This is a genomic window from Arcticibacter sp. MXS-1, from assembly GCF_041902385.1.
GTDB lineage: Bacteria > Bacteroidota > Bacteroidia > Sphingobacteriales > Sphingobacteriaceae > Arcticibacter.
In genome coordinates, this window is record NZ_CP169244.1 from 2,636,948 (window position 1) to 2,657,930 (window position 20,983).

Here is a 20,983-nt window from a genome sequence, read left to right on the forward strand (position 1 = left end):
TGGTAAAAGTGCGTACTTTTACAATGATTTAATAGCACAATTGTCCAATGTCTCACTTCCTAGGCGAATTTGAATGTAAGCTCGACGCTAAGGGGCGGCTGATGGTACCAGCCGGTCTCAGGAAGCAAATGCCTGAGGCTGAGAAGGATGGGCTGGTGGTGAATCGCGGTTTTGAGAAACATCTGGTAGTTTACAGTCGAAAAGAGTGGGATCGTATCATGGAGGAGCTGAGTCGTTTGAATCAGTATGAAAAGAAGACGAGGGAGTTCATCCGGTATTTTACACGGGGTGCTTCTGAGCTTTCTCTTGATGCGGCAGGGCGTGTGTTGTTTCCAAAATCGCTGCTGGAGTACGCAGGGATAGGATCTGATGTTGTGCTTGCTTCGCAATTTAACAAAATAGAGGTTTGGGCTAAAGAGGCGTATGATGCTCAGATGGATGATGAGCCGGAGAACTTTGCAAATCTTGCAGAGGAAGTGATGGGTGGAGCAGGAAGGAGGCTTGATGTTTAATTATCATACGCCAGTTATGCTTCGGGAGTGTATGGAGGGGCTGGCGATTAAGCCGGACGGGGTGTATGTGGATGTGACTTTCGGCGGCGGCGGCCACTCTAAAGAGATTTTGAGACGTCTTGGCGAAAAGGGCAGGTTGCTCGCTTTTGATCAGGACGAAGATGCGAAGGCAAATGTTCCAAATGATGATCGGTTAACCTTTATAGATCAGAACTTCCGCTTTTTGAAAAATTATTGCCGCTTGTTCGGGGCGATGCCTGTGGATGGCATTCTGGCTGATCTTGGTGTTTCATCGCACCAGTTTGATCAGCCAGAGCGGGGGTTTTCAATTCGTTTTGATGCGGATCTTGACATGAGGATGGACCGGGCTGGTGGTTTGACTGCTGCAGAGGTGATCAATACATACAAAGAGGAGCAATTGCATAAAATATTTGGTGTATACGGGGAGATTCAAAATGCTAAGACGCTTGCCAGGAGTATCGTTACTGCGCGGTTGAATGAGCCTGTTACAACGGTTTCCAGGTTTAAGGAGGTGATTGGCCGGCTTATTCCGAGGGGCAAAGAAAATAAATACCTCGCCCAGGTTTTCCAGGCGCTTCGTATCGAGGTGAATCAGGAGCTTGAGGCTTTGCAGGAGTTTCTGGAGCAGTCGGCTGAGGTGTTGAGACCCGGGGGGCGATTAGTGGTGATGTCTTACCATTCACTGGAAGACAGGCTGGTAAAAAACTTCATAGCTAAGGGTAAGTTTCGGGGTGAGGTGGAGAAGGATTTCTTTGGGAATGAAATTAAGCCTTTTGATGCTGTGGTGCGAAAGGCAATAACTGCATCCGAGGAAGAGGTGAAAGTCAATGGCAGAGCGCGGAGTGCAAAATTAAGAGTGGCTGTTAAGTTGTAATAAGATATCAGGTGGTAGTATAAGGCTTTGAAAATATGAGTAATCGATTCAGACAGGAGTTGTTGGAGGAGGAGGTTCTTGAAGATGTTAAGCCTGAGCAAAAGGAGAAGGCTGAGATCTCAAGGAATTTCTTTACTGTTCTGCTGACCGAAGGGGTGATCTCCAAGGAGGCGGCCTCCGAAATGATGCCCTTTATTATTTTTCTGGCGTTCCTGGGTATGATCTATATAGGTAACAGGCACTTTGCTGAAAAGAATATTCGTGAGATCGACAAGCTGAGTAAGGAGGTGAAGGAGCTGAGTTGGGATTTTAAAACACTCAAAGCTGACTTGATGCTGAAGAGCACACAGACGGAAGTTGCCCGTCGCGTGGATACTTTCGGTTTAAAGGAACCGGTGGAGCCGCCCAGGAAAATATTGGTTGCAGAAGGCGAGTTGCAGGTAAAAAAATAAAGGCTAGAAAAGAAAGCAGGAAGGTAATATGAATATCAGAACTGACATCTTATTGCGCGTGTATATAGCCTTTGGGCTTATTCTGCTTTTTGCTTTTGCCGTGCTGTTTAAGCTTTTTAATGTTCAGCTGGTAGAGGGCAAGAAGTGGCGTGCCATGGCTGACAGTCTTTCTACCCGTTATGTTAAGGTGGAAGCCGTGAGGGGGAATATCTACTCGGTAGATGGTAGTCTTCTGGCAACCTCTGTTCCTGAATATGAGCTGCGTATGGATCTTCTGGCCGGGGGAATAGAGAAAGATGGCGTTTTTTATGAAAAGGTAGACTCGCTCGCCGAAAAAATGTCGCGGTTCTTTGGTGATAAGTCAGAAAGGGAATATGCTGCGATGCTGCGACAAGCGAGGAAGGACAGGGCTCGTTACCTCTTGATAAAAAGGAACGTAACGCATCAGGAGCTGAACGAAATTAAGAAGTTCCCTATTTTTAATATGGGACGATATCAGGGAGGCTTAATTGCGGTTCAAAAGAACAAGCGTATTCTGCCGTTCAAATCCCTCGCTGCGCGTACGATAGGCTATCGCAATGAGCATGTTCAGCCGGTAGGGCTTGAAGGTGCATATGGCGATTTTATGAACGGTGAGACAGGGAGGCGGCTGATGCAGCGGATCGCCGGTGGTACCTGGATGCCCGTCAACAAGGATATCGAGATTGCGCCTAAAGACGGGTCTGACATTATCTCAACTATTGACATCAACATGCAGGACGTCGCTCAGAATGCGTTGCTTAAGCAGCTTATCAAGAGCGATGCAGACCACGGCTGTGTCATCCTCATGGAGGTCGCCACAGGAGAGGTAAGGGCAATTGCCAACTATACGCGGACCGAAAAAGGAGAATATAAAGAGAAATTTAACTATGCTATTGCTGGCAACCAGGATCCGGGCTCAACCTTTAAGGTTGCTTCTTACATGGCTTTGCTTGAAGACAATATGGTTGATACCAACACCATGGTTGAAACTGGTAATTATAAGATCCCTGGCCATATTATCAAAGATTCGCACGGCAGTATTGGTACTGTGTCCGTTAAAAAGGCATTTGAAGAATCTTCCAATGCTGCGGTTGCCAAGCTGGTCAATACCGCGTACCGGGAAGACCAGGAGCGGTTTACTGATCATCTGTACAGGTGGCACTTGAATGAGCGGCTGGGGCTTCAAATTCCGGGCGAAGCAAGTCCCGTAATCAAGAATCCCTCTAATAAGAGCTGGAATAAGAATATGACCCTCCCGCAAATGGCATATGGGTACGAGATGCAGCTTACTCCGCTCAAGATGCTTTCTTTTTATAATGCGATTGCTAATAACGGAAAGTACGTTGCTCCAATCTTTGTGCGTGAGATCAGGCGGCTGGGAACAACCATAGAGAAGTTCAATGCGCGGGTGCTCAATGATAAGATATGTTCGGATGTCACCCTCAGGAAAATGAGGGAAATGCTGGAAGGTGTTGTGAAGGAAGGAACCGGAAAGGGCATTATTTACAATCCTCTTTACAAGGTTGCCGGGAAGACAGGGACGGCGCAGGTTGCGGATGGCAACAAAGGATACAGGGTGAAAAGACAGTATCAGGCTTCATTTTGCGGGTATTTTCCTGCTGATCATCCTAAGTACTCCTTAATTGTAGTTGTTAACGGACCGAAGAACGGATATTATGCTGCGCAGGTAGCGGGGCCGCCTTTCCGCGAGATAGCCGACAAGATCTACGCGAATGACGTGGAAATGTACACACCCGTTCAGGAGCATTTCGTAGGAAACACCCGTATGCCGCCTTCTAAGGCCGGCTACAAGCAGGCAACGCAAACAGTTTATAAGGCTCTGGGAATAAAGGCTTTTTTTGCGTCAAACAGCGAGCTGGTTAATACCATAGATACTAATAATGGCATAGCTGTAAAAGAAGTTAAGGTATATCCGGGAGCAGTGCCTGATGTAAGCGGAATGGGCTTGAAGGACGCTGTCTTTCTGGTGAGCAATTCAGGGCTACGACCGGTAATCAAAGGATATGGTAAAGTGGTTAAACAGTCGCTGGAGCCAGGAAGCAAAATCGTTAAAGGACATCCCATTATTCTCGAACTAAAATGATGAAGAGTTTAAATGATTTGTTGACCGGAGTGCAGGTGCTGAGTATAGAAGGCACCAGGGATATTGAGCTGGATAAGGTATGCTTTGATTCAAGGCAGGCCGCACCGGGCTCTTTATTTGTAGCTGTGCGGGGTACAGCAGCAGATGGACACGATTTTATAGCAAAGGCAGAAGCGGCGGGTACAAATGCTGTGATCTGTGAAGCTATTCCGGATGCGCCGCGGGAAAGTTCGACCTATGTGGTGGTGGCAGACAGCGCTGTGGCTCTCGGCATTGTTGCCGCAAACTTTTATGGAGATCCATCGGATAAGCTAAGGCTGATAGGGGTTACAGGAACAAATGGAAAGACCACTGTAGCTACTTTGCTTTATAAACTTTTCGAGGAGCTTGGTTATAAAACCGGGCTTATCTCTACTGTTGAGAATCACATTCACACCTCGGTGGTGCCATCAACTCATACCACTCCGGATCCGGTGAGCCTGAATCAGCTGCTGGCGGAGATGGTGGACGCAGGGTGCGACTATTGCTTCATGGAAGTCAGTTCGCACGCAGTTGCCCAGCACAGGATAGCGGGACTGACATTTACGGGCGGGGTCTTTACGAATCTGACGCACGATCATCTCGACTTTCACAAGACGTTCAGAGCTTACCTGGAAGCTAAAAAGGCCTTTTTTGACGGCTTAGATAAAACGGCTTTTGCCCTGGTCAATGCTGATGATAAAAACGGTTCCGTGATGCTTCAGAACACTGCAGCTTACCGTAAAAGCTATGCTCTTAAGAATATGGCCGATTTTCGGGCTAAGGTGATTGAGAATGAGCTGAGCGGACTTCTGCTGGAAATTGAAGGACAGGAGGTATGGTTTAAGATGGTGGGAAGTTTCAACGCCTATAATCTGCTTGCTGTTTATGCAACTGCAATGCTCCTGGAACAAGACAGGAGCAAGGTTTTAACTGTTCTTAGCCGGCTAACCGGTGCCGAAGGGCGTTTTGATTATGTAACTACACCGGCCGGCATTATCGGCATAGTTGATTACGCTCATACGCCGGACGCCGTTCAAAACGTGCTGAGCACTATTCACGATATAAGGAAAGGTACCGAACAGGTGATCACGATTATCGGCTGCGGAGGCGACAGGGATAAAGCAAAGCGGCCAATCATGGCACAGGTAGCCTGTGACTGGAGTGATAAGGTGATCCTTACTTCTGACAACCCCCGATCGGAAGACCCGGGCGTCATCATTAAGGAAATGGAAGCGGGTATAAGTCCGGAGAATAAGAAAAAGGCGCTCAGTATTGCTGATAGGCTGGAGGCCATTAAGACCGCATGTCATTTGGCGAAGCCGGGAGATATCATCCTGGTTGCCGGAAAGGGGCATGAGAAATACCAGGATATCGGCGGGGTGAAACATCCTTTTGACGATAAGAAAATTTTGATTGAACAATTATATCAGATAGGCTGATGCTATATTATTTATTTACATGGCTAGACAAAGCGTATGACTTCCCGGGTGCGGGAGTGTTTCAGTACATCTCTTTCCGGACGGCCATGTCTATTATTTTTTCTCTGCTTTTTACAACTATTTACGGAAGCAGGCTGATCCGTATCCTGAGAGCCAAGCAGGTTGGCGAAACAGTTAGAAACCTGGGTCTGGAAGGGCAGATGCAAAAGCAGGGTACACCAACAATGGGCGGGATCATTATCCTTCTGGGTATCCTTGTTCCTACCCTCTTGTTTGCCAAACTGGGTAATGTGTACGTCATACTGATGATCGTTACCACTGTCTGGATGGGTACCATTGGTTTTATCGATGACTATATAAAAGTATTCAAAAAAGACAAGGAGGGATTAGCAGGGCGCTTTAAGATCCTTGGCCAGGTTGTGCTCGCCGTTATTATAGGCTGGACGATGTATTTCAACCCCAATATAGTCGTCCGCCAGCAGGTAACTCTCCCGACAACAAATACCAGTCCGCTGGAAGTGCATCAAAAGGGGAACTCCTATTACTTTACTCAGAATTTAAAGTCGACCAGGACCAACATTCCCTTTTTCAAGAACAACGAACTTGACTATGCCAAGTTCTTAAGTTTTCTTGGCGAAGGTTACGAGAAGTATGCGCTGGTGGTTTTTCTGCTGTTTGTGATCATCATTATTACGGCGGTCTCTAACGGGGCAAACATAACGGATGGAATAGACGGTCTTGCCACGGGGACATCGGCTATAATCGGCTTGACCCTGGCAATTCTGGCATATGTATCGGGTAACACCATTACGGCTGAGTATCTGAATATCATGTACATTCCCAACTCGGGCGAGCTGGTGATCTTTGCAGGTGCATTTGTCGGAGCGTGCGTTGGCTTCCTCTGGTACAATTCATACCCGGCTCAGGTGTTTATGGGAGATACAGGCAGTTTGGCTATCGGGGGAATAATAGCGGCATTTGCGATCATGATCAGGAAGGAACTTTTAATTCCAATTCTTTGCGGGATATTCCTGGTGGAGAATGTGTCTGTGCTCATGCAGGTTTCCTATTTTAAGTATACGAAAAAGCGCTTCGGCGAAGGCCGGAGGATATTTCTGATGTCGCCCTTGCATCACCACTATCAGAAAAAGGGATATCACGAGGCTAAGATCGTTACCCGCTTCTGGATTATCGGGGTGATACTGGCTATTCTTACCATCGTCACGCTCAAATTAAGGTAGTAATGGACCAATCGAAAAACATATCCGGATCTGGTGTTTTTCCTGCAGAAGGAAAGAAGCCATTAATTGTGGTACTTGGTGCGGCTGAAAGCGGCACTGGTGCGGCAATATTGGCACAGAAGCAGGGATTTGATGTGTTTGTTTCAGATCTCGGACCAATATCGGAGCCTTATAAGGCGGAGCTGGAAAAAAGGGGAATCCCTTATGAGGAAAATAAGCATTCCGAACAGGTTATTCTGAGCGCCGGCGAAATTATCAAAAGTCCGGGTATCCCTGAGAAAGCTCCCATAATTAAGAAGCTAAGGGAGAAGGGAGTTTCGGTTATCTCGGAAATAGAATTTGCGGGACGATATACGGATGCGAAGAAGATTTGTATTACGGGCTCCAATGGAAAGACAACCACAACATCCCTGATCTACCACATTCTTCGCAATGCCGGTGTTAATGCGGGTCTGGCGGGGAACATAGGGAAAAGCTTTGCCTGGCAGGTAGCCGAAGCAAGTTTTGATGTTTATGTCATCGAGATTAGCAGCTTTATGCTTGACGACATGTACGCGTTCAAGGCAGATATAGCGGTACTTCTGAACATCACTCCTGATCATCTTGACAGGTATGAGTATAAGATGGAGAAGTATGTGGATTCAAAGTTCAGGATTGCGCAGAATCAGACAGCTGATGACGTGTTCATCTATTGTATTGATGATCCCGAAACTCTAAAGGGGCTTGAACGGCACGAGATAAAAGCCACATCTTATCCATTTTCAATACAAAGGCAATTGGAAAAAGGAGCGTGGCTGACAGATAACGAAATTAAAATAAAATTGGAAACAGAAGAATCATTTAACATGTCTATAACAGAATTAGCACTGCAGGGAAAACATAACATCTACAACTCGATGGCCTCGGGTATTGTTTCCAAGGTTTTAGATCTCAGAAAGGAATCTATCCGTGAAAGCATGGGTAACTTCCGCAATATTGAGCATCGCCTGGAACATGCAGGCCGTATTTCTGGAATCGACTTTGTGAACGACTCGAAAGCGACTAATGTGAATTCAACCTGGTACGCTTTGGAGAGTATGAACTCAGATGTGATCCTTATTCTGGGCGGCGTAGATAAGGGGAATGATTATACAATGCTGAAGGATCTGGTGAAGAAGAAGGTGAAAGCGATCGTGTGCCTGGGCAAGGACAACAAAAGGATACATGAGGCATTTGAGGAAGATGTAGAGGTGATAGTTAATACCTATTCGGCAAAGGAAGCAGTGGAGATCTCTTATCATCTTGCAAAGAAGGGGGATACCGTTCTGCTTTCTCCCGCATGCGCCAGCTTCGACCTTTTCCGGAATTACGAGGACAGAGGCGAGCAGTTTAAGGCGGCGGTAAGGGACCTGTAGAGGTTGACCGTCGGAGGATCGAAAAAATAGTAATCGTTAAATACTGAGAGAGTTTAAGCTTATGTTGAATCGCATACTTAATAAAACGAAGGGCGACCGGTGGATCTGGCTGATCGTGATCCTGCTTTCGGTATGGTCATTACTGGCGGTGTACAGTTCTACCGGCACGATCGCTTATAAGAATGATAAATCTGCAGAGCAGTACCTGATCAAACACCTGGTAATGATTGTTGGGGGGCTTGCATTGATGTATTTTTCGCACAAGCTGGATTATCGTTACTATGCGGGAATTTCAAAGGTGCTGATGATCTTAACGATTCCCCTGTTGTTATATACCCTGATCTTTGGTGCTTCTGTGAACGAGGCAAACCGATGGGTGACCATTCCGGTTATCAATCAGACTTTTCAGACGTCTGACCTAGCAAAGCTGGCTCTGATCACTTTCCTGGCAAGGACGCTGACTAAGAAGCAGGAAAGCATCAAGGATGTCAAGAAAGCTTTTCTGCCCATTATGGGTTCGGTTTCAGTAGTGTTCATTTTGATCGCGCTGGCTAACCTCTCCACGGCGTTAATGCTGTTCGGCGTGAGCATCCTGCTTTTGATCATCGGACGGATCAGTATAAAACAGATCGCTATCGTATGTCTTTGCGGTATTGTGCTGCTGACGGGAGTCATCTTCCTGGGACCAAGAAGAAAGACCTATGCCTCGCGTATAGAAACGTATATGCATCCGGAAAAAGCAGATCCGGATAAATCATTCCAGGCGAATCAGGCAAAAATTGCGATTGCTACTGGCGGCTTCCTTGGGAAAGGCCCGGGGAACAGCACGCAGCGAAACTTTTTGCCGCATCCCTATTCCGACTTCGTATACGCCCTGATCATCGAAGAGTATGGGCTGTTTGGAGGCTTAATCCTCGTTATCATTTACCTGGTGTTCTTGTACCGCTGTGTTCTGATTGTAACGGCGAGTCCAAAGGCCTTCGGGGCTTTGCTGGCGGCGGGCCTGAGTTTTAGTCTCACCATCCAGGCCTTTGCGAACATGGCTGTTGCTGTGGGTTTAGGGCCGGTGACTGGTGTGCCTTTGCCGCTGGTGAGTATGGGAGGGACGTCAATCCTCTTCACGAGCGTCGCTTTTGGAATTATTCTGAGTGTAAGCAGAGATATAGAAGAGAAAAAGAAGGACAGTAAAGAGAAGAAGGTGGTTGTTGGTGAAATACCAGCAATGGCCTAATTGAGGGGCAGAAAAATTTAAAGACATAATAGATTAGAGTTATAGGCAAAGAGAGGTGAAGGCTTTAATGGCCGGAGCTTTTAATAAAAGTAGTCAGTATGGCAAAGCGGATTATTATAAGTGGCGGCGGTACCGGGGGGCATATATTCCCTGCGATTTCGATTGCCAATGCACTGAAAAGGATAGATCCGGAAACGGAGATATTGTTTGTAGGTGCAAAAGGCCGGATGGAAATGGAAAAGGTTCCTGCTGCTGGCTATAAAATAGAAGGGCTGCCGATACAGGGCTTCCAGCGAAAGTCGATACTGAAGAACCTGTTATTGCCTTTTAAAATCCTTGCGAGCCTGGCAAAAGCAAAGGCTCTGATAAGGGACTTTAAACCGGATGCCGCTGTTGGGGTAGGAGGTTACGCTTCAGGTCCGCTGTTGCACGCTGCCGGCAGAGAGAACATTCCCTACCTTATACAGGAACAGAACTCGTATGCGGGGCTGACAAATAAGCGCCTGGGAGCAAAGGCAGAGCGCATCTGCGTTGCGTTCGACGGTATGGACCGCTTTTTTCCGGCCGATAAGATTCTGCTGACCGGAAATCCAATTCGCAAGGACTCGGTCCGCATTGAAGGGAAGAGGGAAGAGGCGCTCTCTTCGTTCGGGCTTTCGCCTGACAAGAAGACCATTCTGGTGACGGGCGGCAGCCTTGGAGCCGGAACATTAAACAGAAGCATGCTGGCCGGAATGTTCAGGTTTATGTCAGAGGACGTGCAGGTGATCTGGCAGACGGGAAAATATTATTATCAGTCGGTCAAGGAGGAGATAGGTGATACGGCAGGACCAAGCGTGAAGATCACAGAGTTTTTGAACAGAATGGATCTGGCTTATGCTGCAGCAGATGTGATTGTTGCACGGGCCGGGGCTGGCACAATAGCTGAGCTCTGCGTAGTGAAGAAACCTGTTATCCTGGTGCCTTCGCCTAATGTGGCAGAAGATCATCAGACAAAGAATGCGCTTTCCCTGGTGAACAAGGGCGCTGCCATTCTCGTAAAAGACGACCGGGCTGAAAAGGAGCTGGCTGATGTGGTGCTTGGACTTTTAAAGGATACTTCAAAGTGTGAGGAATTAAGTCGCACCATTGGAGCGCTTGCCTTGCCTGACGCCGACGAGGTGATTGCAAGGGAAGTGTTTAAGATAGCAAAATAATCCATTGAGAAAGAAAGACATTGGATGATCATGGAACTAGAGAGCATTAAGAGGGTTTACTTTGTAGGGATTGGAGGTATCGGCATGAGTGCGCTTGCCCGATATTTTCACAAAAGGGGATGTGTCGTATGCGGATACGATCGTACCTCAACAGAACTGACCTCGCAGTTGATTAGCGAAGGTATAGCTGTGTCCTTTGAAGACAGCCCTTTGTCTCTCAGTACTGATTTTCGTAAGACTGATTCGAGCGTCCTGATTGTTTATACCCCGGCTATTCCTTCTGATTCGGAGCTGCTAAACTATTTCAGATGTAATGAGTTTATTCTCCTGAAGCGATCGGAGGTGTTGGGCGTAATCAGCCGGGGGATGTTTACAGTTGCTGTAGCAGGAACACACGGAAAGACGACGACATCCACGCTTATTGCTCATATACTAAAGCATTCCGGCTATGACTGCACGGCTTTTCTTGGAGGTATATCGTCTAACTATAATACAAATGTGTTGTTTGGCAACAACCAGACTTTGGTTGTAGAGGCAGACGAGTACGATCGTTCGTTTCTGCGTCTGCACCCGGATATTGCTGTTATTACCTCTATAGATCCCGATCATCTTGATATTTATGGGAGTGCTGACAGTGTTGTTGAATCATTTCGGGCTTTTGCCGGGCAGCTGAAGAAGAACGGAAAATCGATTTGTCGCCAGGGGCTGGAGGTACAGGGGAATATCAGTTATTCTGCCAGTAGTGATGCAGACGCGCAGGCGAAAAATGTGAGGGTTGAGCATGGTGCGTTCGTTTTTGACTTTGATAACGGCGCAACCGTAATAGCCGGGATCAGGATGCCCCTTCCCGGACTTCATAATATAGAGAACGCAGTAGGGGCCATACAGGCGGCGCTGTTGCTTTCAGTAGATCCCGAAAAGATCAGGAGCGCTGTAGAGTGCTTTGGGGGAGTGAAACGCAGGTTTGAATACGTAGTAAAGAGCGACTCGATGGTGTATATTGACGACTACGCCCATCATCCTGAAGAGCTGCGCGCCTGTATAGCTGCAGCCAGGAGGCTTTATCCTGAAAAGAGGCTCACCATGATATTCCAGCCTCATCTTTATTCAAGGACGAGGGACTTTGCAAAAGAGTTTGCAGAGGTGCTGAGTATGACAGATGAACTTGTCTTGCTTGATATATACCCGGCCCGTGAGTTGCCTATTCCTGGCGTGAGCTCTGAGATGATATTGGAGAGAATATCAGGAACGAACAAAGAGTTGTGCACCAAGGGCAGATTGCTGGAATGTATGAAGACGCGAAGGCCCGAGCTTTTAATTACAGCAGGCGCCGGAGACATTGATACGTTGGTAGAACCTTTAAAAAAGCTTTACGGGAATGCTTAAGCGGATAAACTGGAAGGCGGTATTGTTTGTTGTGGCCTGGGTGCTCTGTCTCTCCGGACTGGTTACACTGATGAGTTTTATCAGTGTTAAGAAGTCGGGACAGGTTTGCAGAGAGATCAAGATCATTATTCCGGGGACGTCCAGCTTTATCGACCGCAACGACGTGAGTCAGTTGGTGAGCCAGAATGCAGGGACGTTAGTGGGGATGCCCATGAATGAGATTAATATCCATGCCATAGAGAAAGCGCTGAAGAGCAATCCCTATATCCGGGAGGCAAGGGTTTACGGAGATATGGACGGGGTGTTGCATCTTGAAGTCGATCAGCGTCAGCCGGTACTGCGTATCCTTAACTATTCAAATCAGGATTTCTATGTGGATAGGGAGGGATATAAGATTCCGTCGTCTGTTAATTATACGCCCAATGTCCTGGTTGCAAACGGCTTTATCATGGAGGGGTTTTCGGGGAGAATAGATACGTTGAGAACTTCGGTAGCGAAAGATCTTTTTAAGGCCGCCACCTTTATGGGAAATGACGTGCTATGGAAGGATCAGATAGAACAGATGTATGTCAATGAGCAGAAAGAGATTGAGCTTATTCCGAGAGTGGGGAATCATAAGATCGTTTTAGGCACTGCTGACTCACTCGACGTGAAGCTGAATAACCTGTTGATCTTTTACAAAAAGGCTATACCTGCCGTGGGCTGGGATGCATACAAGACAATAAATATTAAGTATTCGAACCAAATAATTTGTGAGAAAAGTATGAGCGATAGTAATCAAATCAAAGCCCCGGCTGTAATAGCCCCCATTCAGATACTACAAAAAATATTGAAATAAATTAAAAGCAAACCTTAAGTTATGGAAAAAGGTACTTCTACATCATCAAAGACTTCTCCTATAGTAGTGGGTTTAGATATAGGAACAACAAAAATTTGCGTGATTGTTGGTCGCAGAAGCGGTCATGGAAAGATAGAAATACTTGGGATCGGAAAGACTGAATCGGCGGGGGTAACACGTGGGGTAGTATCGAACATACAAAAGACAGTACAGGGCATTTTGACGGCGGTTGAAGATGCAAGTGCTCAGTCTAACGTCGATATAAAAATCGTAAATGTCGGTATAGCGGGGCAGCATATCAAAAGCCTTCAGCACCGGGGTATTTTTACCAGAAAGGATCTTCAAAACGAAATTCAGCGTAAGGATATCGATAAGCTGATCGAAGATATGTATAAGCTCGTAATGCCTCCCGGGGAGGAGATCATTCATGTGCTTCCTCAGGAATTTACGGTCGACAACGAGCCGGGCATTAAAGATCCCATCGGGATGGCTGGTGTTCGCCTGGAGGCAAACTTCCACATCATCTCCGGTCACGTGAGTGCCGTGAAAAACATTCTGAAGTGCGTGAGAAACGCGGGGCTGGAGACTCAGGAGCTTATTCTCGAGCCTCTTGCATCTTCTGAGTCGGTGCTGAGCGAAGAAGAGAAAGAAGCTGGGGTGGTACTCGTCGACATTGGCGGCGGCACTACTGACATTGCGATCTTTCATGAAGGGATTATCAGGCATACGGCAGTAATACCGTTCGGCGGTAACAGTGTAACCGAGGATATCCGGGAGGGATGTTCGGTTATGCGGAATCAGGCCGAGTTGCTGAAAACCCGTTTCGGGTCAGCGCTTGCCGATGAGAATAAGGAAAACGAGATCATCTGTGTACCCGGTCTTCGCGGACGTGAGCCTAAAGAAATTTCTGTTAAGAACCTCGCTTATGTAATTCAGGCGAGAATGGAAGAGATCATTGAGCATGTTTACTACGAGATTAAGGCCTCGGGGTATGAGAAAAGGCTGATTGCCGGCATTGTGATCACTGGAGGTGGTGCGCAGCTCAAACATTTGCCCCAGCTGGTTGAGTATGTGACCGGGCTTGATTGCCGGGTAGGATATCCGAATGAGCACCTTGCAAAGAATGAAGTGCTTCCGAAGAACTTGTATGATGATCTAAAAAGCCCGCTCTACGCGACAGGTATTGGTCTTCTGATCAAGGGAATTTGCAAGGCTGAAGAAATGGAAGAAATGATGAAGCAGCCAGGGGTGTTTGTAGAAAAGCCGCAGCCTGAAAAGGCTAAGAAAAGCTTTGGTTTGTTTGATAAACTGCTTCAGACTGGGGCGAGATTTATTAAGGACGACATTAAGGATGAAGATTATATTAAGTGATTTTTCCACAAATAAATAGTTTTCCACAATCTTAACAATTGTGGAAAACTAATGTGCAAAAAGAGTTAATATTACAACAGGTAAACAGGTATCATAACTTCAAATCTACTTGATTGATTAATAACGATATGCAGTTTGAAATGTTAAAAGAGAAATCATCAATTATTAAAGTAATTGGTGTTGGTGGCGGCGGAGGTAATGCCGTAAATCACATGTACAGGCAGGGAATTACAGGTGTTGACTTCATCATTTGTAATACAGACGCCCAGGCATTGGAGTTGAGTCCTATTCCGAATAAGGTTCAGCTGGGGGCTAGTCTCACCGAGGGGATGGGTGCCGGGTCGATGCCTGAAGTGGGAAAGAATTCTGCTATCGAAAATATAGAAGACATCAAAAGGATGCTGGGCAGTACGACCAAGATGCTATTCATAACTGCAGGAATGGGTGGTGGTACCGGAACTGGCGCGAGTCCTATTATAGCAAAGGCAGCAAAGGAGCTTGATATTTTAACGGTTGGTATCGTTACTACTCCATTTTCTTTTGAGGGGAAGAGGAGAAAGATGCAGGCGGAAGAAGGATTAGAGGAGTTAAAGAAGTATGTAGATTCTTATCTGGTTATTTCAAATGACCGGCTGAGGGAGATATTCGGTAACCTGACCTTAAGTGCCGCTTTCGCACAGGCTGATGATATCCTGACAACTGCTGCTAAAGGGATCGCTGAAATCATCACGATACCTGGTTATATCAACGTAGATTTTAAGGATGTGCGCACCGTAATGAACAATAGCGGCGTGGCTATCATGGGAAGCTACTCTGCCGAAGGTGAAAGCCGTGCTCTGCGTGCGGTGGAAGGCGCGCTCGCCTCTCCATTGCTGAAGGATAATGAGATTGAAGGTGCAAGGTATATCTTACTTAATATCAGCTCCGGTTCTAAGGAAGTGTCGATGGATGAAGTGAGCATCATCACGGACTATATTCAGGAAGAGGCAGGACTGGCGGCCGACTTAATCTGGGGTAACTGCGTAGACGAGTCACTCGGTGATAAGCTTTCGGTAACCATTATCGCTACCGGCTTCCAGACTAAGGAAGAGCGGGATATTGAGAAGAGCAATCAGAGAAAGGTGTCAATCCTGACCCCGGAAGATGCTCCAATGGTAAGACCGGTTAATGCTTTTATTGAAGCACAGGCAGAGCCTGAAGCTCAGGAAGAAGAGGAGAAAGAGTCGCCAAAGTTCTCGGCTCAGGTGCAGGCTGATCTGTTCGGAGGCCTCTTCGGTAAAAGAGCTGAAGAGAAGAAATCCGTTGAACCAAAGGTAATCAGACATACCTTACAGGAAGAAGAGCCGGCCCGTCCTGAGCCAACTTTTGAATTTGACCTTAAAATCACTGAGTCTGAATTTCAATTTAATGAGCCTGCCGCTCCGATGCATATCCCTGCAGAGCCTGAGGCTCCTGCAGAACAGCCAGCAGAGCCGGTTGCATATAATCCGGATGCAAATAAGACCGATGAGTCGATCGAAGAGCAGCTGCGTAAATCGAGAGAACGCATCTTGCGGCTGAAAGACTTAAGTATGAAGCTTCGCACAGTCAATGGTCTTCAGGAACTCGAAAATGAGCCTGCGTACAAGAGAAAGCAAATGGCGCTTCAGCAAGTTCCTCACTCTTCTGAATCTCAGATATCAAGGTTCACCTTGTCAAACGAAGAGGGAATGACAGAGATAAGGCCTAATAATTCTTTTTTACATGATAATGTAGATTAAGATGGTCGAAACAAAAAAAGCCTTTACGCATTCCGTAAGGGCTTTTTTTGTTTCCAGGCCGCGCTGCTTCATTACTTTTTCTTAGCGGGGCCATAATGTGTTTTAAACACTAAGCTGTATATTAATTAGATACACGCTATAAAATTGTTAAATTTGCACTTTTATCCGAGTAATAACTTAAATACTATACAAATTGGATTTATTTGATAAGATCTCAAAGAATATGGGGCCGATAGGCCAGCACCAGAAGATGGCGCATGGTTACTTCGCTTTCCCAAAGCTGGAGGGAGAGATAGCTCCACATATGAAATTTCGTGGTAAGGACCATCTGGTATGGAGCCTGAACAACTACCTGGGCCTTGCTAATCATCCGGAAGTTCGCGAAGCCGATGCAAAAGCGGCTGCAGAATATGGCCTTGCTTATCCGATGGGTGCCAGAATGATGTCAGGCAATTCCAACCATCATGAGGCGCTTGAGAAAGACCTGGCTGAGTTTGTTGGCAAGCAGGATGCCTTTCTTTTGAACTATGGATACCAGGGGATGGTTTCGATCATCGATACTCTGGTTGATCGTAACGACGTTATCGTTTATGATGCCGAGTCGCACGCCTGTATCATAGACGGTGTACGCTTGCACATGGGTAAGCGTTTTGTGTATCAGCATAATGATATAGAGAGCTGCAGGAAGCAATTAGAACGTGCTACGAGGTTAACTGAGCAGACTGGCGGTGGTATTCTGGTGATCACAGAGGGCGTGTTTGGCATGTCGGGCGCGCAGGGTAAGCTGAAAGAAATAGTAGCGTTAAAGCAGGAGTTTAAGTTTCGTTTGCTTATTGATGATGCGCACGGTTTCGGAACGATGGGAAAGACCGGCGCCGGTACACATGAAGCGCAGGACTGCATTGACGGCATAGATGTTTACTTCGGGACCTTCGCCAAGTCAATGGCCGGTATAGGTGCGTTTGTTGCCTCCAGCGAGGAAATTGTGAACTATCTTCGTTACAATATGCGCTCTCAGACATTTGCTAAATCACTGCCCATGCCAATGGTAGTAGGTTTAAGGAAGCGTCTGGAGCTATTAAAGAACTGCCCCGAGCTAAGGGAAAAGCTTTGGACGATAGCCATGGCGCTCCAGAACGGGCTTCGTGAAAGAGGATTTAATCTCGGTGTAACGAATACCATGGTGACCCCGGTATTCCTTCAGGGCGAGTTGAATGAAGCTACTGCTGTGACAATGGATCTTCGCGAAAATTACGGGATCTTCTGTTCAATTGTCGTCTATCCGGTAATTCCCAAGGGCTTAATGGAGCTTCGTATCATCCCTACCGCTGCTCATACGCTGGGAGATGTTCAGACGACGCTCGATGCCTTCTCTGAAGTCTCCGAGAAGCTGAAAAGCGGATACTATAAAGAACAAAACGTAGTAGTAGCCTGATACTAATACTTAATAACGAAGCTATGTTTGATGAGAGAAAGTGCCGGTGGCGTTTCTTGCATCAAACATAGCTTTTTTGCTTTTCGCGACTTCTATGCTCGCTTCAGCGCTTCTAAGGGTAACAAACGACCTTCAATCTGCTTGTACCCTCCCGTTTGGGCTTCCAGTTCATGATCTTTTTTGTTAAATAAATTTTTTTTATCTAAAAAGGGTTTACATTAGCTTAAAGCTTCTCCAATGAGCTAAAAACTAACATTAGAAAGGAAAACTAAACTAAATTGCAATGGCAAACATCGAGAGATTTAATGAGCTTAAAAGTCTGATTGCAGGCATTGAAGGCGACGCAGAAAAGTTCTATAACAAGGGGAACAGCGCTGCAGGAACACGTGTAAGAAAGGGCTTACAGGATGTGAAGAATCTGGCGCAGGCAATCCGTCTGGAAATTCAGGAAGCCAAGAATGGCGTAGCTGAAAAGAAATAGAAACCTGCCTTAAAAAGAAATTTCCCCCGATACTGCCAATACCGGGGGCTTTTTTTATCTTAATTTGTCGATCTCCTGTTCAATCTGGTGCCTTACATCTGCTGAAACACCTGCCAGAGGAAGACGAACCGTGTCGGAGCAAACTCCGAGGTGACTTAATGCCGCTTTTATTCCTCCCGGGCTTCCGTCTGCAAAAAGAAGACGGATGAGCCTCACAAGGGCGAAGTGGTCGGGAAGCGCTTCTTTGAACCTTCCTTCAAGGCAAAGTCTGACCATGTTCGCAAGCCGGGCAGGCAAAGCGTTGCCGACTACTGAAATTACTCCTGCTGCGCCCATAGAGATCAAAGGCAGGGTGAGAGGATCATCTCCTGAAATAAATAGAAAGGACTCCGGCTTGTCTCTGAGAACAGTGTTGAACTGGTCAAAATTAGCGGAGGCTTCTTTGATTGCAATGATGTTTGCAAAGTCGTGCGCCAGGCGGAGAGTGGTGTCGGCCGATAAATTGCTTCCGGTGCGTCCAGGGACGTTATATAGCATCACCGGAAGTGGAGATGCCTCTGCAATTGCTTTATAGTGCTGGTATATGCCCTGTTGATTGGGCTTGTTGTAGTAGGGGCAAACAGAGAGGATTGCATCGTACCCGCTGATGCCGAAGTTCCTGATGCTGTCTACTACTTCGTGAGTGGAGTTACCGCCGATGCCTGCTACCAGCGGCACCCGTTTGGCCACAGCTTCTGCAGTAAACTCCCAAACTGCCTTTTTCTCATCTTTAGTTAGTGTGGCCGATTCCCCGGTTGTACCCAGGGATACGAGATATTCAACGCCTTCTTCAATCTGAAAATTTATTAGTTTTTTTAATCCCTGAAAATCAATGGAACCATCTGCATAAAAAGGGGTCACCAATGCTACCCCGGTTCCGTAAAATCTGTCCATTTTCCTCCGTTACTTTTAGCTTGATATGCTCCCAAAGAAGCGCGCTAAGTTAATTCTATTTCCTTACTTTTTGCTCGAAAGCCTGTCGCTTTTCTAATCACCCTTCATTTCCTGAAAGTCTGTGTGTGTTTGCGCAGCCAGGAACAACAGGGGCTCGTTTCCTCCCACTCCCAAAGAGTCCAATGGGTAGTTCCTTTTGTCTACGCTTTGATCATTTCCAGTAGCTCGTCGTCAGAAATGATAGGGATATTCAGCTTTTTAGCCTTCTCCAGCTTGGAGAGGCCCATGTTTTCGCCCGCCACGAGGTAATTAAGCTTGCCGGAAATACTGCTGAGGATCTTACCACCGTTTGATTCGATCAATGAAGCTAGTTCGTCGCGGCTGAAATTGGCGAACACGCCCGATATGATGAACGTCTTCCCCTCCAGAGCAGAGCCGGCACGTACTACCTCTTTCTCCTCTGCAACAAACTGCAGTCCGGCTTCCCGCAGCCGTTCAATCTGTTCGATGTGCCGCTGATCCTGGAAATACGAGATAAGGCTTTCAGCAATGCGTCCGCCAATCTCATCAACCGCCGTAAGTTCGTCATAGCTTGCACTCATCAGACTGTCAATATTCTTAAAATAAGCTGCGATTTTACGGGCGACGGTTTCGCCTACATAGCGAATACCCAGACCGAACAATACCTTCTCAAAAGGCATCTGCTTGGACCGTTCGATTCCGTCGAGCATGTTGGCTATGGATTTTTCGCCAAACCGCTCCATTTGTCTCAGCTGGTCGACTTTGTCGTACAGGACATACAGGTCGCTGATGTGCTCAATCAGCCCCCTTTTGTATAAGGCTTCAACCGTCTCATCTCCAAGGCCCTCGATGTTCATGGCTTTCCTGCTGATAAAGTGCTGGATCTTTCCGGTGATCTGCGGAGGGCAGCCCTCATCGTTGGGACAATAATGAACCGCTTCCCCATCTTTCCTCACGAGGTCACTGCCACATTCAGGACAGTTAGCGGGATATATAATTTTCCTGTTTTCGGGTTTCCTTTTCAGCATGTTGACGGAAGTGATCTTCGGTATGATCTCTCCGCCTTTTTCAACAAACACGGTGTCGCCCTCGTGAAGGTCGAGCCTGGCAATTTCGTTGGCGTTATGCAGGGTTGCCCTTTTTACTGTAGTTCCTGCCAGCAACACAGGTTTAAGGTTAGCCACCGGTGTAACAGCACCCGTTCTGCCCACCTGGTAGCTGACGCTCTCAAGTATTGTCTCTGCTTCTTCGGCCTTGTATTTATAGGCGATTGCCCAGCGGGGGACTTGGCCGTAAAGCCAAGCTCCTCCTGCTGGGCATAGTTATTAACCTTCAGAACTATTCCGTCTATGTCGTAGCTGAGGTTGAAGCGGTTCTCTCCCCAATAATGGATGAAGTCAAGGACCTCTTCGATGGATTTGCATAGCCGGTTATGCTCGCAGACATGGAATCCCCAATCCCTGACCGCCTCAAGGCTCTCCCAGTGAGTTTTGAATAAGCGCTTTTCAGTATAGAGGAAATAGAGGAAACAGTCAAGAGGGCGCCGGGCCACCTCCGAGGAGTCCTGCAGTTTCACCGTTCCGGCAGCGAAGTTACGCGGGTTGGCATAAGGAACTTCGTTATTCCTGATCCGTTCCGCATTGAGCCGTTCAAATGCCGCTCTATGCATGAACACTTCGCCTCTTATTTCGAAATTATCGGGGTAGCCTGTCCCTTTTACCGTAGAAGGGATTCTTTTGATCGTTTTAATATTCGATGTTACATCATCACCCTGGGTGCCGTCGCCGCGTGTTACTGCTCTTGAAAGCTTTCCTTTCTCATACGTCAGGCTCATGGACAGCCCGTCAAACTTCAGCTCGCAAACATACTCAAAGTTGTCGCCAATAGCCTTGCGTATGCGTTCGTCAAACTCGCGCAGCTCCTGTTCGCTATATGTGTTGCCCAGTGAGAGCATGGGCCACCTGTGTCGCACCGTTTTGAATTCTTTGGTGATCTCTCCACCCACTTTCTGTGTAGGCGACTCCGGATCCTGAAGGTCAGGATGCTGTTTCTCCAGCTCTGCAAGTTCTTCCAGTTTCTTATCAAATTCATAGTCAGATACAGAGGGCTGAGCGAGTACGTAATAGTTGTAGTTATGCTGGTTCAGTTCTTTTACCAGCGCGTCCATCCGTTCTTTAATATCATCTAGCGACATAGGAACGAAGATACGTTTTTAGGAAATTAAAGATGGGAGCAAGCCTTTATCAAAATTG

The 20,983-nt window shown here is 47.0% G+C and carries 16 protein-coding genes and 1 pseudogene; 15 read left to right on the forward strand and 2 right to left on the reverse strand.

Annotated elements, in window-relative coordinates:
* The first annotated feature begins 47 nt into the window (after positions 1–47).
* From mraZ to ACES2C_RS11520, 15 genes are all read left to right on the forward strand, one after another.
* Positions 48–512 carry a division/cell wall cluster transcriptional repressor MraZ gene (mraZ, locus tag ACES2C_RS11450; protein WP_374163245.1) on the forward strand — a complete coding sequence of 155 codons (465 nt, stop codon included), beginning with the start codon at positions 48–50 and terminating at the stop codon, positions 510–512.
* Positions 505–1,407, forward strand: a complete 903-nt coding sequence (gene rsmH, locus ACES2C_RS11455; RefSeq protein ID WP_374163246.1) for a 16S rRNA (cytosine(1402)-N(4))-methyltransferase RsmH — start codon at positions 505–507, stop codon at positions 1,405–1,407. The genes mraZ and rsmH overlap by 8 nt, the downstream gene beginning before the upstream one ends.
* 35 nt (positions 1,408–1,442) lie before the next feature.
* Positions 1,443–1,859: an FtsL-like putative cell division protein gene (locus ACES2C_RS11460; RefSeq protein ID WP_374163247.1), complete on the forward strand. Its 417-nt coding sequence runs from the start codon at positions 1,443–1,445 to the stop codon at positions 1,857–1,859.
* Between the two features lie 28 nt (positions 1,860–1,887).
* Positions 1,888–3,984 carry a penicillin-binding protein gene (locus ACES2C_RS11465; protein WP_374163248.1) on the forward strand — a complete coding sequence of 699 codons (2,097 nt, stop codon included), beginning with the start codon at positions 1,888–1,890 and terminating at the stop codon, positions 3,982–3,984.
* Positions 3,984–5,444: a UDP-N-acetylmuramoyl-L-alanyl-D-glutamate--2,6-diaminopimelate ligase gene (locus ACES2C_RS11470; RefSeq protein WP_374166944.1), complete on the forward strand. Its 1,461-nt coding sequence runs from the start codon at positions 3,984–3,986 to the stop codon at positions 5,442–5,444. The genes ACES2C_RS11465 and ACES2C_RS11470 overlap by 1 nt, the downstream gene beginning before the upstream one ends.
* Positions 5,444–6,685 (forward strand): phospho-N-acetylmuramoyl-pentapeptide-transferase, encoded by a 1,242-nt coding sequence (gene mraY / locus ACES2C_RS11475; RefSeq protein WP_374163249.1) that lies wholly within the window; start codon positions 5,444–5,446, stop codon positions 6,683–6,685. The genes ACES2C_RS11470 and mraY overlap by 1 nt, the downstream gene beginning before the upstream one ends.
* A 2-nt stretch (positions 6,686–6,687) precedes the next feature.
* Positions 6,688–8,079, forward strand: a complete 1,392-nt coding sequence (gene murD, locus ACES2C_RS11480) for a UDP-N-acetylmuramoyl-L-alanine--D-glutamate ligase (protein WP_374163250.1) — start codon at positions 6,688–6,690, stop codon at positions 8,077–8,079.
* A 61-nt stretch (positions 8,080–8,140) separates the two neighbouring features.
* The gene (locus tag ACES2C_RS11485; RefSeq protein WP_374163251.1) at positions 8,141–9,310 is read left to right on the forward strand and encodes an FtsW/RodA/SpoVE family cell cycle protein; all 1,170 of its coding nucleotides are present in this window, start codon (positions 8,141–8,143) and stop codon (positions 9,308–9,310) included.
* 98 nt (positions 9,311–9,408) lie between these two features.
* Entirely contained in the window at positions 9,409–10,506 is a 1,098-nt protein-coding gene (gene murG, locus ACES2C_RS11490; protein ID WP_374163252.1) for an undecaprenyldiphospho-muramoylpentapeptide beta-N-acetylglucosaminyltransferase, read from the forward strand.
* Positions 10,507–10,530: 24 nt separating this feature from the next.
* Positions 10,531–11,892, forward strand: a complete 1,362-nt coding sequence (gene murC / locus ACES2C_RS11495) for a UDP-N-acetylmuramate--L-alanine ligase (RefSeq protein WP_374163253.1) — start codon at positions 10,531–10,533, stop codon at positions 11,890–11,892.
* Complete coding sequence (locus ACES2C_RS11500; RefSeq protein WP_374163254.1) at positions 11,885–12,730, forward strand: cell division protein FtsQ/DivIB; 846 nt, start codon at positions 11,885–11,887, stop codon at positions 12,728–12,730. Before murC ends, ACES2C_RS11500 begins: the two co-directional genes overlap by 8 nt.
* Positions 12,731–12,751: 21 nt before the next feature.
* The gene (gene ftsA / locus ACES2C_RS11505) at positions 12,752–14,101 is read left to right on the forward strand and encodes a cell division protein FtsA (RefSeq protein WP_374163255.1); all 1,350 of its coding nucleotides are present in this window, start codon (positions 12,752–12,754) and stop codon (positions 14,099–14,101) included.
* A 128-nt stretch (positions 14,102–14,229) separates the two neighbouring features.
* A complete protein-coding gene (ftsZ, locus tag ACES2C_RS11510) occupies positions 14,230–15,861 on the forward strand; it encodes a cell division protein FtsZ (RefSeq protein ID WP_374166945.1) in 1,632 nt (543 codons plus the stop codon).
* 193 nt (positions 15,862–16,054) lie between these two features.
* Complete coding sequence (locus ACES2C_RS11515; RefSeq protein ID WP_374163256.1) at positions 16,055–17,296, forward strand: aminotransferase class I/II-fold pyridoxal phosphate-dependent enzyme; 1,242 nt, start codon at positions 16,055–16,057, stop codon at positions 17,294–17,296.
* A gap of 283 nt (positions 17,297–17,579) precedes the next feature.
* Complete coding sequence (locus ACES2C_RS11520; RefSeq protein WP_374163257.1) at positions 17,580–17,777, forward strand: histone H1; 198 nt, start codon at positions 17,580–17,582, stop codon at positions 17,775–17,777.
* 54 nt (positions 17,778–17,831) lie between these two features.
* Here the strand turns inward: ACES2C_RS11520 and dapA are convergent, their stop codons facing one another.
* Positions 17,832–18,710: a 4-hydroxy-tetrahydrodipicolinate synthase gene (gene dapA, locus ACES2C_RS11525; RefSeq protein WP_374163258.1), complete on the reverse strand. Its 879-nt coding sequence runs from the start codon at positions 18,708–18,710 to the stop codon at positions 17,832–17,834.
* Between the two features lie 200 nt (positions 18,711–18,910).
* Positions 18,911–20,925, reverse strand: a pseudogene (ligA, locus tag ACES2C_RS11530) (NAD-dependent DNA ligase LigA).
* Positions 20,926–20,983 lie beyond the last annotated feature (58 nt).